The organism is Streptomyces sp. GS7 (assembly GCF_009834125.1).
In the GTDB taxonomy this organism is placed as follows: domain Bacteria; phylum Actinomycetota; class Actinomycetes; order Streptomycetales; family Streptomycetaceae; genus Streptomyces.
The window spans coordinates 313517-333899 of record NZ_CP047146.1; the positions used below are offsets into that span (position 1 = coordinate 313517).

Sequence of the window (20383 nt, forward strand, 5' to 3'; positions counted from 1 at the left end):
CGCCAGAAAAGAAGCGCGCCGCGTGGCGCGTTCTCTCCCTTGCCGTGGCTGACCGCATAGAGGCGGTCTTTGTGAAATCACACGGAGTTGTGGGCGCGTGCCGAGACTCCGGAAGGTTTCGCATTTCGCATGTCCATTTCCACTGATCAGTCCGCCCTGCCCGCGTTCGACGAGCAGCCGGCTCCCGAGGTCGTCGAAGCGGCAGAGGCCGAGACGGCCGCTGCCGGCGCCGAGACCGTGACGTTCGCGGACCTCGGACTCCCCGAGGGCGTTGTCCGCAAGCTCGCGCAGAACGGTGTCACCACCCCGTTCCCGATCCAGGCCGCGACCATCCCGGACGCGCTGGCCGGCAAGGACATCCTCGGCCGCGGCCGTACCGGCTCCGGCAAGACCCTCTCCTTCGGTCTGCCGACCCTGGCCCGGCTGGCCGGCGGCCACACCGACAAGAAGAAGCCCCGCGCGGTCATCCTCACCCCGACCCGCGAGCTGGCGATGCAGGTCGCGGACGCCCTCCAGCCGTACGGCGACGTCCTCGGCCTGAAGATGAAGGTCGTCTGCGGCGGTACGTCCATGGGCAACCAGATCTACGCCCTGGAGCGCGGCGTCGACATCCTCGTCGCCACCCCGGGCCGGCTGCGCGACATCATCAACCGCGGTGCCTGCTCCCTGGAGGACGTCCAGGTCGCGGTCCTCGACGAGGCCGACCAGATGTCCGACCTGGGCTTCCTGCCCGAGGTCACCGAGCTGCTGGACCAGGTGCCCGAGGGCGGCCAGCGGATGCTGTTCTCGGCCACGATGGAGAACGAGATCTCCACGCTCGTGAAGCGCTACCTGACCGACCCGGTCAGCCACGAGGTCGACAGCGCCCAGGGCAACGTCACCACCATGACCCACCACGTCCTCGTCGTGAAGCCGAAGGACAAGGCGCCGGTCACCGCCGCCATCGCCGCCCGCAAGGGCCGCACGATCATCTTCGTCCGCACCCAGCTGGGCGCCGACCGGATCGCCGAGCAGCTCGTCGAGGCGGGCGTGAAGGCGGACGCGCTGCACGGCGGGATGACCCAGGGCGCGCGTACCCGCGTCCTGGCCGACTTCAAGGACGGCTACGTCAACGCGCTGGTCGCCACCGACGTCGCCGCCCGCGGTATCCACGTCGACGGCATCGACCTGGTCCTGAACGTCGACCCGGCCGGCGACCACAAGGACTACCTGCACCGTTCGGGCCGTACCGCCCGCGCCGGCCAGTCCGGCACCGTCGTCTCGCTGTCGCTGCCGCACCAGCGCCGGCAGATCTTCCGCCTGATGGAGGACGCGGGCGTGGACGCCTCGCGCCACATCGTCGGCGGCGCCGGCGTCTTCGACGACGACGTCGCCCGGATCACCGGCGCGCGCTCGCTCACCGAGGTCCAGGCCGAGTCGGCCAACAACTCCGCCAAGCAGGCGGAGCGCGAGGTCGGCGAGCTCGGCCGCGAGCTGGAGCGGCTGCAGCGCCGCGCCGCCGAACTGCGCGAGGAGGCGGACCGGCTGACCGCCCGCGCCGCCCGCGAGCGCGGTGAGGACCCGGCGGAGGCGCTGGCGGCGACCGCCCAGGCTTCCGCTGAGGCGGTGGCCGAGGCCGCGGCGGCGGTGCCGGAGCAGGCGACGGGCGAGCGCCGGTCGTCCGACCGCCGTGACGACCGGGGCAACTTCGAGCGCCGGGAGCGCCGCGACGACCGGCGTGACGAGCGCTCCGGCGCCCGTTCCTTCGAGCGTCGTGACGACCGCCGTGACGACCGTGGCGGCTTCGGCCGGGACCGTGACCGTCGTGACGAGCGCTCCGGTGGGCGGTCGTTCGACCGCCGCGACGAGCGCCGCGACGACCGGGGCGGCTTCCAGCGGGACCGCCGTGACGACCGTGGCGGCTTCGGCCGCGACCGGGACCGCCGTGACGACCGCTTCGGCGCCCGTTCCTTCGAGCGTCGTGACGACCGCCGTGACGACCGTGGCGGCTTCGGCCGGGACCGGGACCGGGACCGTCGTGACGAGCGCTCCGGTGGGCGGTCGTTCGAGCGCCGCGACGACCGGGGCTTCAACCGCGACCGCGGCGACCGTCCGAGCCGTCCGTTCAACCGCGACGACCGCTCCGCCGGCCGTCCGTCCTCCGGCGGTTACCGCTCCGGCGGCGGCGACCGTCCGTTCAACCGCGACGACCGCTCCGGCGGCCGTCCGTCCACCGGCGGCTACCGCGGCGACCGTCCGTACGGCCGGCGGGACGACCACCGCGGTTCGGGCAGCGCGGCCGGCTCCTTCGGCCGCCGCGACGACAAGCCGCGCTGGAAGCGCAACGGCTGATCCCCGAAGCGCGACGGCCGAGATTCGGCCATAGCTCCCGCAGGGCCCGTACGGTGCGCAAGTGCCGTACGGGCCCTGCGCGTTGGCGCAGGTGGCGGCATACGGGCGGGCGGGTGCGGCAGCCGTCCGCGACGGCCGTACCGGGGCTCTCGCGGCGCCCGGGACACCGCGGCCGCGCCCGTGGCGGCACGCCGCCGATTGGCCGGATAGCCCATGCCTTCGGGCTGCGGGACGTCCTCGGGCTATGCTGCTCGGTGCGGGCCATTAGCTCAATTGGCAGAGCAGTGGACTTTTAATCCATTGGTTCAGGGTTCGAGCCCCTGATGGCCCACCGACTCCCTCGCAGGACAGGCCGCCTGACCTGCGGTTCAGCGCCTCGACCGGAAAGCACCGGTCGGGGCGCTTCGCTTTTCCGGCCGGGCGCGGGCGCCGCGTGGCGCGGACGGCCCGGCAGGCGCTGCGTCAGATGCCGGGCGGGCGAGGGGAATGCGGCGCGCGGCGGCGCGGCTCGGCTCCGCGGGGCCGGTGCCTCGGACCAGGGCGACCGGCGGACGTTCCCGGGACGGAGCCCGGAGCCCGGAGCGGGCCCTGCGACGGTACAGGCGGACCCGGCCCCGCCCGGCCTGCCCGACGCCTCTTACCGCCTCTTACTGCCCCTTACCGCCCCGTACCGACGCCCCGTACCGAGGCTCCGTACCGGCGCCCTCGTATTGACCCGTCCGGACCTCGAGGACTCGCCGCCCGGTCCCCGTAGCGGCAAGCCTTGGGGGACGGTGTCCGTTCGTCCGCAGGCGAGGGCTCCCCTGCGGACGGGGCAGCCCTTGCGGGGCGCGGCCGGGTGGACGGAGTGGGAAGAGGCGTGTGCGGATGCGTCGAGGTGGCAGATACCGCACGGGCGACCGGGAGAGGCGGGCGCGCCGGGAGCAGATGTCCCCGCTCGGCCGCCGCCTGGCGCGCTGGCTGCCGGCCGCGCTGATCGTCGGCGGCGTGGTCTTCGACTACGTCACGCCGCCCCAGTACACCGCGGCCCCGTTCCTCTCCGCCGCTCCCCTGGTGGCGGCCCCGCTCTACACCCTGCGGGCCACCGCCGTCACCGTCGTGGCCGCCGTCCTCAGCGAGGTGTGGGTCGTGACGTACCACGGCGAGACGGACTACTACGAGTCGGTGACCGAGGCGGTCACGGTCGTCGTGGTGGCGCTGCTGGCGCTCGGCATCAACCGGGTCGTGCGGATGAGCGACGCCCGGCTGGCGTCCGTACGGGATGTCTCGGAGGCGGCCCAGCGGGCCGTGCTGCCCGCGCCGCCGGAACAGTTGGCCGGGCTCTCGGTCGCCGCGCGCTACGTGGGCGCGCGGGCCGACGCCCGGATCGGCGGCGACTTCTACGCGGTGCAGGACACCCCGTACGGGGTGCGGATGATCGTCGGCGACGTGCGGGGCAAGGGCCTGGAGGCCGTGGAGGCGGCGGCGGTCCTCATCGGTGCCTTCCGGGAGGCGGCGGAGCAGGAGGCCACGCTGGAGGCGGTGGCCGGCCGGCTGGAACGCGCGCTCAAACGGGAAGGCGGGCGGCGCGAGGGGCCCGACCGGCTCGAGGGCTTCACCACCGCCGTACTGGCGGAGGTCCCCGCCGGGGACCGGTCCGTGGTGCGCGTCCTGAACCGCGGCCACCCGGCCCCTCTGCTGCTCACCCCCGACGGCGGGCTGCGGGAGCTGATGCCCAGCTCGCCCGCGCTGCCGCTGGGGCTGAGCGATGTGGCCGGCTGGCCGGACCGGTCGGACGAGACGTTTCTTCCGGCCGGGGCGCTGCTGCTCCTGTTCACCGACGGGGTGACCGAGGCCCGGGACCTGCTGGGCCGGTTCTACGACCCGGGCGGCCGGTTGCGCGGCCGGCGCTTCGCCGGGACCGACGACCTCCTGGAGCTGCTGCTCGACGATGTCGCCCGGCACTCGGGCGGGGCGCCGGCGGACGACATGGCGCTCCTGGCGGTGCAGCGGCCCCTGGAGGGGTAACGGTCCCTGGGGAACGGCCCCCTGGAGGGACGAGGGATGGGGGCAGCCGCCGCGCGTCTCACGGCCTCCCGGGTCACCGGAGCCAGTCCTCCGGGGTCACAGGGGCCAGTCCTCCCGGGTCACCGGAGCCAGTGCAGGCTCCGGCCCTGTGGTCCGGTGAGGGCCACCGGGCGCTCGTCCAGCGCGAGCGTCAGCAGCGCCGAGTCCTCCGGGCCGAGGGACGCGTGCTCCGGCGCGGCGATCCAGGGCAGCACGCTGTGGTGCTCCTGGGAGATCCAGTGCCCGCCGCCGTCCCGGTCGGCGAGCAGCGACCGCACGCGCCGGGCGAACTCCTCGCGCCGGGCGGGCGGAAGACCGGCCAGTACGGCGCTGTGGAAGACGACGAGCGTGGCCTCCGGCGGCGCCTCGGCGGCCAGCGCGGGCAGTTCGCCGACCAGGTCGCCGCGCACGATACGGGGGCGCGGCGCCGGCCGTACCGCCTCGACGGCCGCCGACAGCCGCGCCATGCGGTCCGCGTCCTGTGGCCATACGAGGGCCCGCAGCCAGCGGAGGTCGTCCGGCTCGCCGACCGGGTCGAGGGGGTTCGGGTCGATACCGGCGCGCCAGACGATGTCGGGGAGCGCGCCGGGCGGGACCGTACCGCCGCTCGCGGCGCCCGCCGCCCCGCTCGTACGGCAGGTGAAGGTCACGGGGCTGTCCGGGGCGCCGGCCTCCTCGTACGGCGTCCCGTAGGGGCCTGCGGCGTCCGGTCCTGCACCGGCACCGGGACCGGCACCGGAACGGGCACCGGGACCCGGGTTGGAGTCGGAACCGCCCGCCTCCTGCCCGGTACGGCAGTAGCGGTACCGGTACCGGTATCGGTCCGGATGCAGACACAACCCGGCCGATGCGCCGATCTCCAGGAGGGCCAGCGGCTGCGGCAGGCGGGCGAGCAGCGGCAGCAGGGTGGCGCAGTGGGCCGGTTCGCCGGTCCGGGGCGCGCGGCGCATGATCACCGCGCGGACCTCGTCCCAGTGCCGGACCGTCCACTCGCGCCAGCGCCCGTAGGCCGTCTCGTCACGCGGGCCCAACTCCGCGTGCGGGCCGTCGAGATAGCGCACGGCGGCGAGCAGCAGCTCTGGGTGCCGGCGGTCGCCGGCGGGCAGCGAACCCGAGAGCAGGCCGCAGAATTCGGGGTCCCGGCTGATCCGTGCGGTCAACTCCTCGTGTGGGGCGGAACGTCCCCGGGCCTGTTGCCGGGAGAACTCCCGGTGCCGATTCGCCACTGCCTGAGCGCTGTTGACGGTGTTCCCGGCGTTCCCGGTGTTCACGACGTTGACGACCATGATCCGACCGTACTGCTCTCACGCTCCGTGACCGCGGGGCATCCCTCCGCATAACAACTGACACACCATCACCGCAAGATCACCCGGCGCGGCGCCGGCCACTCGCCCGGTCTGCGCCCGCGCCGGCGGCCAAAATCCCATGCCACAGCTCGTACGGGGAGTGGGCAAAACCCGTGCGGATTCGCGGGAACGCTTGGTATTCCGCCGCCGTCTCTATTACTGTCCGATAACGGAGCGCGGTCGTCCCAGCCGTCGCCAATGGCGGCACCGCGCGCCGACGCCGAATCCCGAATGCGTTGTTCCCGCACGTCCAGGACCACTCCGCACCACTCCGAACTGCTCGCTCGCACCCGTCCTACAGAGCCGTACAGAGCCGTGAAGAGCCGTGCGGAATTGCCCAGAACCGCACCGGGTCGCCCGACGGGGCGCACCCGAATCCGCCGTATCTGCCTGGAATTGCGCAGCACCGCGCCAAGGGAACCGGGGAACCACCACCTTGGGGTGAATCGGACGCCTCTCGCCAGGGGGCGCCCGTAGGAGACCTTCCTGCTCCGAACCCGTCAGCTAACCCGGTAGGCGAGAAGGAAGGAAAGGAGTGCGCCCCCGTGGCGTCCAACAGGCCCGCCCCACACGCCCCGTCCGCCTACGACCTCGCCGGTCCGGGTCGCCGCGACGGCGTCCTCGGCTTCGACGTCCCCGCCGCTGATCTCCCCGACCCGGGCGAGGGGCGAGACACCTGCGAAAGCCCCGCCGACACCACGGGATTCGCCGGCGCCCCGGGATTCGCCGCCGCCCACGACGGCGCGTCCGTCGAGGACGATGGCCCCTGGGAGGAGTGGAACCCCACCGAGGAGTCCGTCCGCCCGGTCCGCGGCAAGCACCGGGTGGCCAAGCAGCGCAGCGGCGGACTCGCCCGCGGCGGTACGGTCCTGGGCGTCGGCGTCATCGCGGCGGTCGGTGCCGGCGGGATGGCCACGGCCGAGGACCGGCCGCCGGTGCCGATATCGATGCCCGACCTCGGCGGGATGGCCGACGACCTCGCAGGCAAGCTCCCGGACGCCGCCTCGCTGCCCGGCATCGGCTCGCTCCTCTCCGACGGCGGGGGCACCGCGACGGCATCGGCCGCCGGTACGGACGCCCCGTCCGCCGCCGGAGCGGACTCCACGCCCGCGTCCGCCGGCACCTCCCGCCCCCTCTCCCAGGCGGGGGTGACGCACCACGAAGCCGGTCAGGGCACGGGCGCGGCCGAGGCGCTGCGCAGCCGGATCCTCCAGCAGGCCGATGCCCAGCAGGGCGCTGCGGACCGGGAAGCGCGTGAGACCGCGGAACACTCGGCGATCCAGGAGGCTGCGAAGGACGCGACCGTGCACCAGAAGACGGCCGAGCAGGCCGCTGCCGCCGAAAAGGAGGCGGCGGCGGAGGCCAAGCGTCAGGCGGCGGAGGCCGCCCGCCTCGCCGAACTGGCGAAGAGCTATGTCGTCCCGGTCTCCTCGTACACCCTCACCGCGAGCTTCGGGCAGGCCGGCGACCACTGGGCGGCGAACCACACCGGCCAGGACTTCGCGGCGCCAACGGGCTCACTGGTCAAGGCGGTTCACTCCGGCACCATCACCAAGGCGGGCTGGGCCGGTCCGTACGGCTACCGCATCGTCCTCACCCTCGACGACGGCACGGAACTCTGGTTCTGCCATCTGTCCTCCATGGTGAAGACCTCCGGCAAGGTCACCACGGGAGACGTGATCGCCCGCGTCGGCGCCACCGGCAACGTCACCGGCCCGCACCTCCACCTGGAGGTGCGCCCGGACGCCGGCGATCCGATAGACCCGATGCCGTGGCTGCGCGACCACGGGGTCGGCGTCTGACGTATGGGGCACGTCCCCCCCCGTGGAATGCGTACGGGCGCACGCCCCCACGGGATGCGCGCAACGACGCGTTGCAGGGCGGCAGGGCGGCAGGGCGGCGAACGACTCCCGCCCGCCGACGGAGTGACTCCCTCTCCGCCAACGGAGTAACTCCCCGCCCGCCGACGGAATATCTCCCCGTCCGCCGGCGCTGAAGCGACGCATGACGACCCACACCACCAAGACCATCGGCTCGCTGTCCGTCTCCCCGCTCTGCCTCGGGGGCAACGTCTTCGGCTGGACCGCCGACGAGGCGGAGTCCTTCCGGGTGCTCGACGCCTACGTGGCCGGCGGGGGGAACTTCATCGATACCGCCGACGCGTACTCGATGTGGGTGCCCGGCCACCGGGGCGGCGAGTCCGAGACCGTCATCGGCAACTGGCTGGCGGCCCGCGGCAACCGCGACCAGGTCGTCATCGCCACCAAGGTGGGTGCCCGACCGGATCTCAAGGGCCTGTCCGCCGCCACGATCAAGACCGCGGTCGAGGCGTCCCTGACCCGTCTCCGTACGGACCACATCGACCTCTACTACACCCACTACGACGACGAATCGGTCGAGGTGGCGGAGTTCCTGACCGCCCTCGACGAGCTGGTCCGCGCCGGCAAGGTCCGGGAGATCGGCGCGTCCAACATCTCCGCGCGGCGCCTGGACGAGTCGCTGGCCTTCTCCGCCCGCGAGGGCCTGGCCCGCTATGTGGCGCTCCAGCCGCACTACAACCTGGTCTCCCGCGACACCTACGAGGGCGAACTCGCCGATGTGGCCGCCCGCCACGGTGTCGCCGCGGTCCCGTATTACGCCCTCGCCTCCGGCTTCCTGACCGGCAAGTACCGGCCGGGCGGCAGCGTCGACAGCCCCCGCTCCGGGAAGGCCGCCGCGTACCTGGATACCGAGCGGGGCCGGCGCGTCCTCCAGGCCCTCGACACGGTCGCCGGCGCCCACGACGCCGAGCCCGCCACCGTTGCCCTGGCCTGGCTCGCCGCAAGGCCCACCGTCGCGGCCCCCATCGCCAGCGCCCGCAACGTCGCCCAGCTCCCGCCCCTCCTGGCCGTCTCCGACCTCACCCTCACCGACGTCGAACTGGCCCTCCTCACGAGGGCGTCGGCCTGACCCTCGCGCCCTGGCCTCTGTGGGCCCGGGATCCGTGAGAACGCGGAACCCTTGACAGCGGGCGACCTCGAGCGCGAGGACCGCCAACATCGAACCGCCAACATCGAACCGACAACAGTGGCCTGACAACAGCGGACTGACAACAGCGGACTGACAACAGCGGACTGACAACAGTGGTGCGGGGCGGTAACCCTCACCCGCCCCGCACCACGAACACCACAACAACTCGGCCCCCCGGGGCGCCACTACCCCCGACGATCCGCCACCACCCACGACGCCAGCGCCACCCCGCCCGCGACCGCGAACACCGAAGGCCACGCCCCGATCTTCTTGGCCAGCGGATGCGACCCCGCAAACGCCGCCACATAGGCCCCGCTCAGCGCAGCCGCCGCCTTCGTACCGGCCTTCTCCTGCCACCCCTTGGCGGCCACCGCCCCGGCAGCCGCCAGCGCCACCCCACCCAACGGCCGCTTCTTCGTCCACCGGGCGACGCCGTAGCCGGCCACCAGCCCACTTGCCGCGACCACACTCGTCGGTATACCGGCCATCACAGAAACCTCCGTAATCCGTCCCAAATCAAGGTCGATGTCGAGGAGCCTACGCTCGGACCTCGTGAACTTCGGGACCCCGCCCGGCGTCTCCGAAGGGCAGCGTCAAGGAACACCAGATCAAAAGGGAATGCGTACAGAGCCATCGAGCGCGGTGGGCCGACCGACCTGTTGTGTTGACCGAGCCGGACGTGCAGTCGTAATTACGCATTCCACCCAGATGGGTGGCCTGGATAGGTGCCCCGGACAGGTGGGTCAGGCCGGTGGGCTGGCCAGGCCCTGGTCGTCGACGGTCGGTCGGGTCCACGTCAGGAGCGCGGTGCGTGACGACGGCTCGCCGATCACTCCTGGGCTTCCCGGGCTGCGGAGGTGAGGGACATGTCCGCGTAGCGGTCGCCGGCCACCTGGCCGGCGATCGGCTCTAGGAGGGCCAGCTCTTCGGCGGTCAGCACGATGCGGGTGGCCGCGGCGTTTTCGAGGAGCCGGCTGCGCTTGCGGGTTCCCGGAATCGGTACGACGGTCAGGCCGTGCGCCTGGGCCCGGTGCTGTACCCAGGCCAGGGCGATCTGCGCCGTGGTGGCGCCGCGGTCGGCTGCGATCTTGTGCAGCGGCGCCAGGAGGGCGGCGTTCGCCCTGGCGTTGTCGCCGGTGAAGCGCGGCAGCAACTGCCGGAAGTCGCTGCCGGAGAGTTCTGTGCTCGCGTCGCTGAAGGCACCGGTCAGAAAGCCCCGGCCGAGCGGCGAGTACGGCACGAAGGCGACCCCGAGCGCGGCGGCCGCGCCCACCGCGCTGTGTTCGACGTCCCGGCTGAAGACCGACCACTCCGTCTGCAGCGCGGTGATCGGGTGGATGGCGTGCGCCTCGCGCAGTTCGGCACCGGTGACCTCGCTCAGGCCGAGGTGCTTGACCTTGCCTTCCCGCACCAGCTCGGCCATGGCGCCGACGGACTCGGCGAGCGGGATGGCCGGGTCGCGGCGGTGCATGTAGTAGAGGTCGATGACCTCGACGTTCAGGCGGCGCAGGCTCGCTTCGACGGCCTTCTTGACGTAGCCGGGGTCGTTGCGGATGGCCCGGTAGCTCGGGTCGTCGGTGCGGTATTCGATGCCGAACTTGGTGGCCAGGGTGATCTCGTCGCGGTGTGCGGCGACGAAGGGCGCGAGGAACTCCTCGTTGGCGCCGACGCCGTACATGTCGGCGGTGTCGATGAGGGTGACGCCCGCCTCGACGGTGGCCTCCAGGGTGTCGCGGGCCGCCGCGTCGTCCGTCTGTCCGTAGGCGGCGCTGATGCCCATCGCACCGAAGCCCTGGACGCCGACGAGGGGGCCGCCGGTGCCCAGCTCGACCTTGCGGATCTGTTCGATGGCGTTGCTCATGATGGCGCTCAGGCCCCTTCCGGCGCCTGGCGGGCGCCCGCATAGAAATTGATCTTGGCGTCGAGTACGGCGAGGGTGTCCTGCAACTCCGCGATGCGCGTGGCGACTTCGAGCCGGGTCTGTTCCAGAATCTCCCGGCGTTCGCCGAAGGTGACCTCGCCCTGGCGGACCAGTTCCGCGAAGCGGACCATGTCGGCGACCGGCATCCCGGTCAGCCGCAACCTGCCCACGAAGGTGAGCCAGTCCAGGTCCCTGTTGTCGAAGCGACGCTGGCCGGTGTGCGACCGCTCCACCTGCGGCATCAGACCGATCTGCTCGTACCAGCGCAGGGTGTGCGCCCTGAGTCCGGTGTACTCCGCGACCTCGCTGATCGTGTAGCGGTCCTGGCCGTCGGGGCGCGGATGCGCCGCCCCCGCGGACACACAGGCGTCCACGGGCGGCGACGCCACGGGGGTGCTGTCGATCACCGTCATGCCGACCACGCTAGGACCTTCAAGTGCACTTGAAGCAAGCGCCCGTCGCGCGGCGCCTCTTGGGTCGTCGTGCGGTGCCTGTGCCTCTTGGGTCGGTCGCGTCCGCGGCCCACCACGTAAGGGCCTGCAGTCCGCGCTCAACCGGGCGACTGGTCCGCCTCGTCGACGAGTGCCACGGCGCCCGGTCCGCCTTCCCTTTCCTTCCTCTCTGTCCCCACCCTCTCCACTTTCCCTGCCTTCCCCACCTTCCCTGCCTTCCGTGCCGTCTTCCCCTTGCTTCCCTCTCGGCTTGCCAGGGCCTGGATCAGGGCCGGTTCGGCCCACGGGCGGTAGTGCCACAGGAGGTCCAGCAGGTCGCGCTCGCGGGCCGCGAAGTCCGGGGTGGTGCCCGTCAGGTGGGCGCGGCGCCGGTGGAAGGAGAGGGTGGTGGCCAGGGCGGTGTATTCGGTGACGGCGCGGGCGGCGGTGGGGCCGTGGGTGCGGCGGGCTATGTCGCGGGCCAGGGCGCGGGTTTTCAGGGAGGTGAGGGCGGTGGGTTCGGCGGGGGCGAGCCAGCCGGCGGTGATGTACGGGGCGAGGTAGGCGTGGAGGGAGAGCAGTTCCTGGTGGCGGACCCAGAGGGCGAGCCAGGTCACGACGAGGAGGACGGGGACGATGAACAGGCCGTAGATGGTGACGAAGCCGCTGTTGCCGAGGCTGGAGGCGGCGTTCCAGACGGCGTGCAGGAGGATCGCGGTGACCAGGCCGAGGACGGCGAGCGCGGCGCGGGCGGCGCGGCGCCGGGGGTAGCGGGTCGCGGCTATCCCGAACGCGAGGCCGGTGAGGATCGTGAAGAGGGGATGGGCGAAGGGGGAGACCACGATCCGTACGAAGAAGGTGCCGGCGGTGAGGGAGCCCAGCCCGCTGTGCCCCAGGGACTGGTCCTCGCCGAACGCGCTGCCCAGATAGAGGATGTTCTCGGTGAACGCGAAGCCGGTGGCGGTGATGCCGGCGATGACGATGCCGTCGGTGATGCCGTTGAAGTCGCGGCGCCGGAAGCGGTAGAGGAGGAGGACCGCGGCGGCCTTCACCACCTCCTCGATGACCGGCGCGATGGCGGTCGAGCCCCATGTCTCGGCTTCGGTGGGGGACGCGGAAGTGATGTTGGTGGCCAGCCAGTTGGTGGCGAAGCCGTTGGCCAGGACCGCGACCAGGGTGGCCGCGCAGGCGCCCCAGGCGAAGGCGAAGGCCAGGTTGCGCCACGGCTCGGGCTCGATGCGGTCGAGCCAGCAGAACGCCGAGATGAGAAGCGGTACCGGGAAGACCGCCAGGCCGAGGCCGACCAGGAAGCCCTCGGTGCCGGTCTGGCGGCGGACGATGCCGATGATGAGTACGCCCGAGAGCGCGAGCAGCGACGCCAGCGCGATCGCGCGGACGGTCTTGCTGTGCCACGGCGCGGGCCGGCGCCCCGGCCGGGACCCGGGAGGGGCCTCGGCGTATGTGTACGGGGGCGGGCCGGGTGAGCGCTCGGGGAGCGGCGGCGGGGACGGGTACACCCATAGACCCTAACGAGGGGCGACCGCATGACGCGCGGATGGCGGGAAGACGTCGGCCGGCGGTCGGTTCGGGGTGGGGCTGATGCCGGCCGGTGGGCGAGGCCGGTGCCGGTGGGCGACACCGGTGTCAGGGGCCGGCCCCTGGGCACCCGTTGCCGGACGCCCTTGCGCACCGGCCGCTGTGGGAGGAGCTTGTGCACCGGCCGCTGCCGGACGCCCTTGTGCGCGGCTGCTGCCGGAGCCGCCTACGCACCGCCACCGGATCAGGCTCCCGTCGTACGGGCCGGTCCCGCGGCCCGAGCCGCTCTCAGCCGCGGCGCCGGAAGAGCAGGTCGTGGACGACATGCCCCTTGTCCAGGCCCTGGCCCTCGAACCTGGTCAGCGGGCGGAAGTCCGGCCGGGGCGCGTAACCGGGGTGCAGGTTCTCCAGCGTCGGCTCGGCGGAGAGCACCTCCAGCATCTGCTCGGCGTACGGCTCCCAGTCGGTCGCGCAGTGCACCAGGGCGCCGGGTGCGAGCCGGGTGGACGCCAGCGCGATGAACTCCGGCTGGACGAGGCGGCGCTTGTGGTGGCGCTTCTTGGGCCACGGGTCGGGGAAGTACACGCGCAGGCCGGCGAGCGAGCCGGGGGCCAGCATCTCGCGCAGCAGGATGATCGCGTCGCCGTTGGCCACCCGGATGTTGGACAGCCCGTTCCGCTCCGCGAGACCGAGCAGATTGCCCTGGCCTGGAGTGTGCACATCGCAGCCGAGAATGCCGGTCGCCGGGTCGGCGGCGGCCATCTGCGCGGTGGCCTCGCCCATGCCGAAGCCGATCTCCAGGACGACCGGCAGCCCGTCGAAGAACGCGTCGAGGTCGATACGGGAGAGCCCGTCGATGTCCACGCCCCACTTGGACCACAGCCGGCGCAGCGCGTCCGCCTGCGAGGGCGAGACGCGGCTGCGGCGCGGCTGGAAGGAGCGGATCCGGCGCTCGTGGTGCGAGCCCGCGGGGTCGGCCGCCGGTCCGGTCCCGTCCGGGAACATCGGCCTGCCGCGCCGGGGCACGGCTGCGGAGACGGCGGTGGCACCGAGGGGGCGGGGCTCGCCGGCCTCGGGGGCCGGGGAGGCGGCCCGCTCTCCGGCGGCGCGGCCGTCCGTGTGCGTGGCGGGCCCGCGGGCGTGCGCGGCGTCGGCGCCCAGGGCGTCGGCTTCGGGGGCGGTGGTCTCGGGGGTGGCGCGGTTCTCGGACACAGTGTGTCGATTCTACGGATGGTGGGGGAGGGGACGGGAGCACCGGCGGGGGCGGCTGTGCGGCGCGGCCGCGGGGGACGGCGGGACGGCGGTACGGGACGGCGGTGTAGGGACCGTCGTAGGGAGGGCAGCAGGGGAGGGAGCCTGCTGATGGGTATGCGGCCTGGGGCGCGCCCACGGAGGAAGCGAGGAGGTGAGGAAGTGAAGTGAGGAGGTGGAGTGAGGAGGTGGAGTGAGGAGGTGGAGTGAGGAGGTGAAGTGGGGAAGTGGCCTGGAAGGGCGCGTCTGGAGGGGGCGCCTGGGGGGCGCACAGGGCGCACGGGGCGCACACCCGACAGGGGCAATTACGCCCCGCGAGGGCACCCCCGGCCCGCCCCGCCTGGGCGGCTCGTCACCCCGCCCGGCCGGCCCGTCGCCCCGCCGTGCCCATCCCACTACGTGTCGCTCATCACCGCTCGCTAGGCCCTGCTACGGCTGCCCCGCACGGCTCCGCTCAGCCCCGTGACCTCGGCCACCCCGCCGGCCCCGGTGCCCCAGTTGTCCTGCGGATCCCAGTTGTCCTGCGGATCCCAGTTGTCCTGCGGATCCCAGTCGTCCCGCAGATCCCGGTCACCCCCATCGGCCCGGTCACCCGTGGGCGCCGGTCGTCCCCCGCGGATCCCTCGTCACGCCCGCGGGCCCGCCACGCACGCGCAGATCCCCATCACACCCGTAGGCTCCCATCACCCGCAGGTCTCCCCCTCACCCCCGCAGCACCCCCCTTACCCGGCGGGCCACCTCCCGGCCGATGGGGAGGGAAGCCGTGGCGGCCGGGGACGGTGCGTTGAGGACGTGGATCATGCCCGGGGTCTCGGCGAAGAGGAAGTCGTCGACGAGGGTGCCGTCAGGGAGGACGGCCTGGGCGCGGACCCCGGCCGGGGAGGGCAGCAGGTCCTCCTCCTGGGCGGCGGGGAGCAGCCGGCGGACCGCGTCCGTGAAGGCGCGCCGGGACAGCGACCGGTGCAGTTCGCCGGCGCCGTAGCGCCAGTGGCGGCGGGCTATCCGCCAGGCGCCCGGATACGTGAGGGTGCCGGCCAGGTCGGCGGGGCGGACCGTGCGCCAGTCGTAGCCCTCGCGGGCCAGGGCGGGGACGGCGTTCGGGCCGATGTGGACGGCGCCGTCGATGCCGCGGGTGAGGTGGACGCCCAGGAACGGGAAGGCCGGGTCGGGGACCGGGTAGACCAGCCCGCGGACGAGGGCGGCGCGCTCCGGGGCGAGGGTGAAGTACTCCCCGCGGAAGGGGACGATCCGCATCCCGGGAGCGTCGCCCGCGAGCCGCGCGATGCGGTCGCAGTGCAGGCCGGCGCAGTTGACGAGGGCGCGGGCCCGGTAGACCGTGCCGGCGGCCGTGCGGACCGCGACCCGGCCGGGGCGGCGGGCGATGGTGGTGACGTCCTCGCCGTACGCGATCCGGGCGCCGTCCTCCTGGGCGAGGTGGCCGAGCTGCCGGGCCACCGCGCCGAAATCACAGACGCCGGTCGTGCCCACATGGATGGCGGCCAGGCCGCGCACCTCGGGCTCGTACTCGGCTATCTGGGCGGGGCCCAGCTCGCGCACCGGCAGGCCGTGCTCCCGGCCGCGCTGGATGAGGCCGTGCAGCCGGGGCAGCTCGCTGCGGTCCGTGGCCACGATGAGCTTGCCGGTGACCTCGTGGGCGATGTCGTGTTCGGCGCAGAACTTGACCATTTCCGCCGACCCCTGGAGGGCGAAGCGGGCCTTGAGCGAACCGGGCGGGTAGTAGATCCCGCTGTGGATCACGCCGCTGTTGCGTCCGGTCTGGTGGCGGGCCGGTCCGGGCTCCTTCTCCAGCACCACGACGCGTATACCGGGCACCGAGCGCGTCAGGGCATGGGCCGTGGACAGCCCCACGATCCCGGCACCGATCACCAGCACATCGCAGTCGTACGCCGCCACTGCACCTCCCCAACCGCAACTCGCGGGCCTGCCCGTCGCCGCGGCCCCGCGCATCATCGCCGACGACGTACTCCATCATGACGGGCGGCACTGACAACGCGGCCCTGCCGCCACCGCTACCCCGCTCGCGGCCGCGCCATCCGCCCCGCCGCACGCCCACCCGTCCAACCCGTCCCCTGAACCGCCACGCCTCCGTCGACCGGTTCCCCCGCCGACCGGTTCCCCTGCCGACCGTTCCGCCCGTTCAGGTCGTTCCGCCCGTTCCGTCCGCTATGCCGGCGCCGCCAGCAACGGCCGTGCCCGCTCGCGGAGTTCCACCACCCGGGGCTCGTCCCCGTACGGCTCCAGGCGGTGCAGCAGATCGCGGACGTACTCGGTGGTGCGGGCGGAGGAGATCCGGCCAGCGACCTCCACGGCACGGGTGCCCGCCGCGCAGGCCGCGTCCAGATTGCCGGACTCCAGTTCGGCGACGGCGGACACGACGAGGCGCAGACCGTGCGACCGGACGAACTCCTCCGTGGGACGGGAGAGCGCCTGCTCGGTGAACCGGCGCACCTGGCGGGGCAGCCGCAGATCCCGGTAGCACTCGGCCGCGTCGGCGGCGAACCGCTCGTACGAGTAGAAGTCCAGCCAGGAGGGGTCCGGATCGCCGCTGCGGGAGCGCTCCAGCCACCCCTCGGACGCCTTGAGCGCCACCTCGCAGGCGCGCGCCTCGCCGGCCTTGGCCTGCGCCCGCGCTTCCACCAGGCGGAAGAAGCTCATCGTGCGGGCCGTTGCCAGGCCGCGGTTGCGCTCCAGGGCGGCCTGCGCGAGGTCGACGCCCTCGTCGGCGAAGCCCCGGTACGTCGCCTGGAGGGACATCGATGCCAGGACATAGCCGCCCAAGGGGACGTCGGCGGCGGCGCGGGCGAGCCGCAGCGCCTGGATGTAGTACCGCTGGGCGGCCTCCTGCTGCCCGGTGTCGAAGGCCATCCATCCGGCCAGCCGGGTCAGTTCGGACGTCGCCCCGAAGAGCGCGCGGCCCACCTCGTCGCTGTACGAGGCGAGGAGCAGCGGCGCCGCGTCCACCCGGAGGCACTCCGGCACCATGGACGAACGCCAGTCCCCGCCGCCGTACTTGGAGTCCCAGCGCCGGGCGTCCTCGGCGGCCTCGCGCAGCTTGGTGACATCGCTGTGGCCGACGTGCTGCGGGATACCGGCGTCGCCGGCGGCCGCGGCGTCCCTGTCCCGCGCCTCGGCCGCCTCCCGCGCCACGGAGCTGTCGGCCGGGGATATGAGCCAGCGGGAGGCCGGGGTGGCGTACGCGCTGACGGAGAAGGAACCGGCCAGGCTCTGCCAGATGCCGCCCCCGCCGGCCCGCCGTCCGGCCAGATCGAGGCGGTAGAGCTCGGTCGCGGAGCGCACCGCGGCGCCCACGTCACGGGGAAACGCGAGGCCCACTTCGGGCGCCGGGTCGGCGTCGGCCAGTCCGATCTCGTGCAGCGGCACCGGACGCCCCAGCTTGCTGCCGATCGCGGACGCGATCAGATGGGGCGCGGCACCCTGGGGCACCATGCCCTTGGAGACCCATCGGGCCACCGACGTCTTGTCGTAGCGAAGCGTCAGGCCGCGTTGCGCACCGAGGTCGTTGACCCGGCGGGCGAGTCCGGCATTGCTGATCCCCGCGAGGGCGAGAACGGTGCCGAGCTTTTCGTTCGGCCCGCGTATATCCCTGGACATGCGCACCCCTCGACACAGCGACAGCCTCCCCGGTACCCCGGGGCATGCGTCCACCCAGAGTAGTTCGCCGGATCCCGACCGTTAAGAGTCGGTGTCCCGGATGGCGAGATTCGTGTTCAAACAGGGGTGCGGGAATTGGCATGTGCTCCGGGTACGTGTGCCCGTGCGCCCGTCCGTGCGCGCTGGCCGCCCGTCAGCGGGAGCGCTTCGATGATTCTGCGTGGGTCGGCCCGCTGCACTGGATCCAGTGGGCTGGGGGACACCGCCACCTCATTCCCCGCGGGTGGCGGTCCGGTCCGGGAGGCGCAGCCCGCTTCCCGGGCCGTCGCGGGGGCCGGGCGCCACTCGGCCACCGCACCGGACGACACGGCACCCGACGTGTCGGCCGGTCTCCAACTGGGTTGTACGGTACGGACTTTGGCCGAAAAGCGATGGGTGATGCTTTCACGCCGCCGCCCGCCCCGGGGGCCACACGGGGGGCCACCCGGGGTCGCCGCAGCGGCCCGCGCCCGCCCCTGGGCGCATCGCGCGCCGCGGTGGCGCGCCGCCGCGCCCGCCGCCCGGCACCGTTGACCGCCCGCATATGAGCCCCCTTTGGCACCTCCCGAAACCCCTCGTCATGGCAGCATGGACCGCACAACAGCTGGGGAATCCGCTGTACGGGGCGGCCATCGGCCCCGCTGCGGACGGGGAATCGGGTGGAGGCGGCGATGCGCTGGTTGGTGGGGTGGAGCAGCGCCGCGACCGCCGGCCGGGAGAGCCGCACGGTCCTGCCCGTGGGCGCGCAGCTCCTCTGGGGCGACCCGGACCCCCTGTGGGCGGTCGGCGACTGGCGGCCCTACGAAGTCCGCGTCGTACAGGCCGACCCGGAGACCCGGCTCGCCGTCTTCGGGGTGTGCGGCGCCACCGACGACCAGCTGAGGGTCGGGCTGTTCGCCGCCCGAGGGGGCGCACTGCGCCACCTCACCGCCTGGCCGGGCAGCTACACCGCCGTCGTCCAGGTGGGCCGCCGGATCACCATCACCGGAGATCTGGCCGGCGCCCGCCCCGTGTTCCACACCCGGTGGGCCGGCGGTACCGCGTACGCCACCGCCGCCCTGCCGCTCGCCGACCTCGTCGAGGCCAGCCTCGACGTCGGCCATCTGGCAGCCCTGCTGGCCTGCCCGGACGCCCCCGAGGCGCTGGGCGCCGGCACGCCCTACGAGGGTGTGCGCCGGATCCCGCCGGGCCACGCCCTGGTGCTGCGCGCCGGCACCAGCGAGATCGCCTCCTTCGAACCGGCCGCCTCACTGGCCGTCGCCGCGCCCCAACTGGCCCCGGACCAGGCCGTGGACGGCGTCCGCGAGGCCCTCGTCGAGGCGGTGCGCACCCGGCTGGCGGGCCCCCGCTTCGCCCCCGACCCGGACGGGCCGGAGGGGCTGGACCCCGGCCCGGTGCCCGGTATGGGCCCCGCGGAGCGGCGCGCGGCCCGCGGCGGACCGGTCCCCGGCATCGGCGCCGACCTCTCCGGAGGCAGCGCCTCCGGAACGCTCGCCCTTCTGGCCGCCGGTCTCCCCGGGCAGCCCGGCACGATCAACGGCCACGGCGAGCGCCTGCTGGCCGTCACCTTCAACGACCGCGCCACCAACGGCGGTAGGCCCCACCGCGAGGCCGAACTGGAGCGCGCCCGCAGCATCGCCGACAACCCCCGGCTGCACCACGTCGTCGTCGCCGCCGGCGAGGAGGCGCTCCCGTACGCCGACCTCGACAGCGGTCCGCTCACGGACGAGCCGGGCCCCTCGCTCACCGTCGCCGGCCGCCACCGCCGGCGGCTGCTGGCCGGCAGCGCCGACCACTTCGTCGGGAACGGCGCGCGCCAGGTCCTCGACGCCCACCCGGCCCGGCTCGCCGACCTCCTCGTGGACCGCCGGCGGCGCCATCTGCTGCGCCCGGTCACCGCGCTGGCCAAGGCGGACGGCCCGTCCGCGCACTCCGCCCTGGTCCCGTTCACCGTCTACCGGGCCGCCCGCCGGCTCGCCCGCACCCCGTACGCCACCGGCATCACCGAGGCGGCGCGCCGCCTCATGGAGCGGCAGTTCGCCGACGAACCGGTGGCCGGCGGGGCGGTCGACGCCTCACTGGCCGCCCTCGCCTGGTGCCGGCCCGGACCGGCCGCCCGCTGGCTCACGGGAGAGGCGCTGGCCGAAGTATCGGGTCGCCTCGGGGACGCGGCGACCCGCTCGCCCGCCGCCGGCCGGCCCGGCGAACGGCGCGCCCGTGCGGCACTGGCCCGTCAGGCCGCCGACCACCGGGTCTTCGAGCAGGCCGCCGAGGTCCGCAGCCAGCGGCTGCACGCCCCCTTCCTGGACAACCAGGTAGTGCTCGCCTGCCGTGCGCTGCCGGACACCCTCCGGGTGCAGCCGGGCGCCCGCGCCGCCGTACTGCGCTCGGTGCTGGCCGGCGCCGGCGTACGGGACCTGCCGCCGGGCTGGGGCGCCACCTCGCACCTCACGCACACCGCCGCGGTACGTGCCGGACTGCGCGCCGCCGTCGGCCAGTTGGTGCAGCTCTTCGACGCGCCGTTGCTCGCCGACGCGGGACTGATAGAGGCACGGGTGGTGCGCAAGGCGCTCCGCGCGGCGGCCGAGGGCGCCGCGCTGCCGCTGGACGGACTGGCGGAGCTGGTCTCCACGGAGCTGTGGCTGCGGCGGCTGCTGGCCCGGCGCGGCTCGTGCTGGACCGGCGCGGAGGCGCCGCGGCAGCGCGCGGTGGCGGGCGGCGTGGTCCCCAGGGCACGGCTTTCCGGAGCCTGAGCCGGGGCGGGTGGGGGACAAGCGTCCGGGCCGCCGGGCCGGCGCGGCGTGGGGCTGTGCCCGGACCCGGTGGCTCCCGTTCGCGTG

At 73.8% G+C, this 20383-nt stretch carries 13 protein-coding genes, 1 tRNA gene and 1 riboswitch; of the genes, 6 read left to right on the forward strand and 8 right to left on the reverse strand.

What is annotated here, in order from left to right; translation table 11 throughout:
* The first annotated feature begins 129 nt into the window (after positions 1-129).
* From GR130_RS01425 to GR130_RS01435, 3 genes are all read left to right on the forward strand, one after another.
* Entirely contained in the window at positions 130-2331 is a 2202-nt protein-coding gene (locus tag GR130_RS01425) for a DEAD/DEAH box helicase (protein ID WP_159503026.1), read from the forward strand.
* Between the two features lie 258 nt (positions 2332-2589).
* Positions 2590-2662 (forward strand) — tRNA-Lys (locus GR130_RS01430).
* 596 nt (positions 2663-3258) lie between these two features.
* On the forward strand, positions 3259-4338 hold the full coding sequence (locus GR130_RS01435; protein ID WP_236572666.1) for a PP2C family protein-serine/threonine phosphatase: 1080 nt from the start codon (positions 3259-3261) through the stop codon (positions 4336-4338).
* A gap of 119 nt (positions 4339-4457) precedes the next feature.
* Here GR130_RS01435 and GR130_RS01440 read toward each other — a convergent pair whose 3' ends face one another.
* Positions 4458-5663: a DUF2332 domain-containing protein gene (locus tag GR130_RS01440; protein ID WP_159503028.1), complete on the reverse strand. Its 1206-nt coding sequence runs from the start codon at positions 5661-5663 to the stop codon at positions 4458-4460.
* 449 nt (positions 5664-6112) lie between these two features.
* A riboswitch (cyclic di-AMP (ydaO/yuaA leader) is annotated at positions 6113-6257 on the forward strand.
* Positions 6258-6268: 11 nt separating this feature from the next.
* Here GR130_RS01440 and GR130_RS01445 point away from each other — a divergent pair.
* Both GR130_RS01445 and GR130_RS01450 read left to right on the forward strand, forming a co-directional pair.
* Positions 6269-7525, forward strand: coding sequence for a M23 family metallopeptidase (locus GR130_RS01445; RefSeq protein WP_159503029.1), 1257 nt, complete (start codon positions 6269-6271; stop codon positions 7523-7525).
* 202 nt (positions 7526-7727) lie between these two features.
* Positions 7728-8672: an aldo/keto reductase gene (locus GR130_RS01450; RefSeq protein WP_159503030.1), complete on the forward strand. Its 945-nt coding sequence runs from the start codon at positions 7728-7730 to the stop codon at positions 8670-8672.
* A gap of 245 nt (positions 8673-8917) precedes the next feature.
* Here GR130_RS01450 and GR130_RS01455 read toward each other — a convergent pair whose 3' ends face one another.
* The 7 genes from GR130_RS01455 to GR130_RS01485 all read right to left on the reverse strand — a co-directional run bounded on the left by GR130_RS01455 (position 8918) and on the right by GR130_RS01485 (position 17504).
* The gene (locus GR130_RS01455) at positions 8918-9220 is read right to left on the reverse strand and encodes a hypothetical protein (protein WP_043265018.1); all 303 of its coding nucleotides are present in this window, start codon (positions 9218-9220) and stop codon (positions 8918-8920) included.
* 341 nt (positions 9221-9561) lie between these two features.
* Positions 9562-10593 carry an aldo/keto reductase gene (locus tag GR130_RS01460; RefSeq protein WP_159503031.1) on the reverse strand — a complete coding sequence of 344 codons (1032 nt, stop codon included), beginning with the start codon at positions 10591-10593 and terminating at the stop codon, positions 9562-9564.
* 8 nt (positions 10594-10601) lie between these two features.
* Entirely contained in the window at positions 10602-11066 is a 465-nt protein-coding gene (locus GR130_RS01465) for a MerR family transcriptional regulator (RefSeq protein ID WP_159503032.1), read from the reverse strand.
* A 137-nt stretch (positions 11067-11203) separates the two neighbouring features.
* Positions 11204-12601, reverse strand: a complete 1398-nt coding sequence (locus GR130_RS01470; protein ID WP_159503033.1) for a PrsW family glutamic-type intramembrane protease — start codon at positions 12599-12601, stop codon at positions 11204-11206.
* 307 nt (positions 12602-12908) lie between these two features.
* Positions 12909-13832 (reverse strand): tRNA (guanosine(46)-N7)-methyltransferase TrmB, encoded by a 924-nt coding sequence (gene trmB / locus GR130_RS01475; RefSeq protein WP_159503034.1) that lies wholly within the window; start codon positions 13830-13832, stop codon positions 12909-12911.
* A gap of 741 nt (positions 13833-14573) precedes the next feature.
* On the reverse strand, positions 14574-15785 hold the full coding sequence (gene lhgO, locus GR130_RS01480; protein ID WP_159503035.1) for an L-2-hydroxyglutarate oxidase: 1212 nt from the start codon (positions 15783-15785) through the stop codon (positions 14574-14576).
* A gap of 270 nt (positions 15786-16055) precedes the next feature.
* Positions 16056-17504: an MFS transporter gene (locus GR130_RS01485; protein WP_159503036.1), complete on the reverse strand. Its 1449-nt coding sequence runs from the start codon at positions 17502-17504 to the stop codon at positions 16056-16058.
* A 710-nt stretch (positions 17505-18214) separates the two neighbouring features.
* On the opposite strand from GR130_RS01485, the gene GR130_RS01490 reads away from it, so the two are divergent.
* Positions 18215-20296 carry an asparagine synthase-related protein gene (locus GR130_RS01490; RefSeq protein ID WP_159503037.1) on the forward strand — a complete coding sequence of 694 codons (2082 nt, stop codon included), beginning with the start codon at positions 18215-18217 and terminating at the stop codon, positions 20294-20296.
* Positions 20297-20383 lie beyond the last annotated feature (87 nt).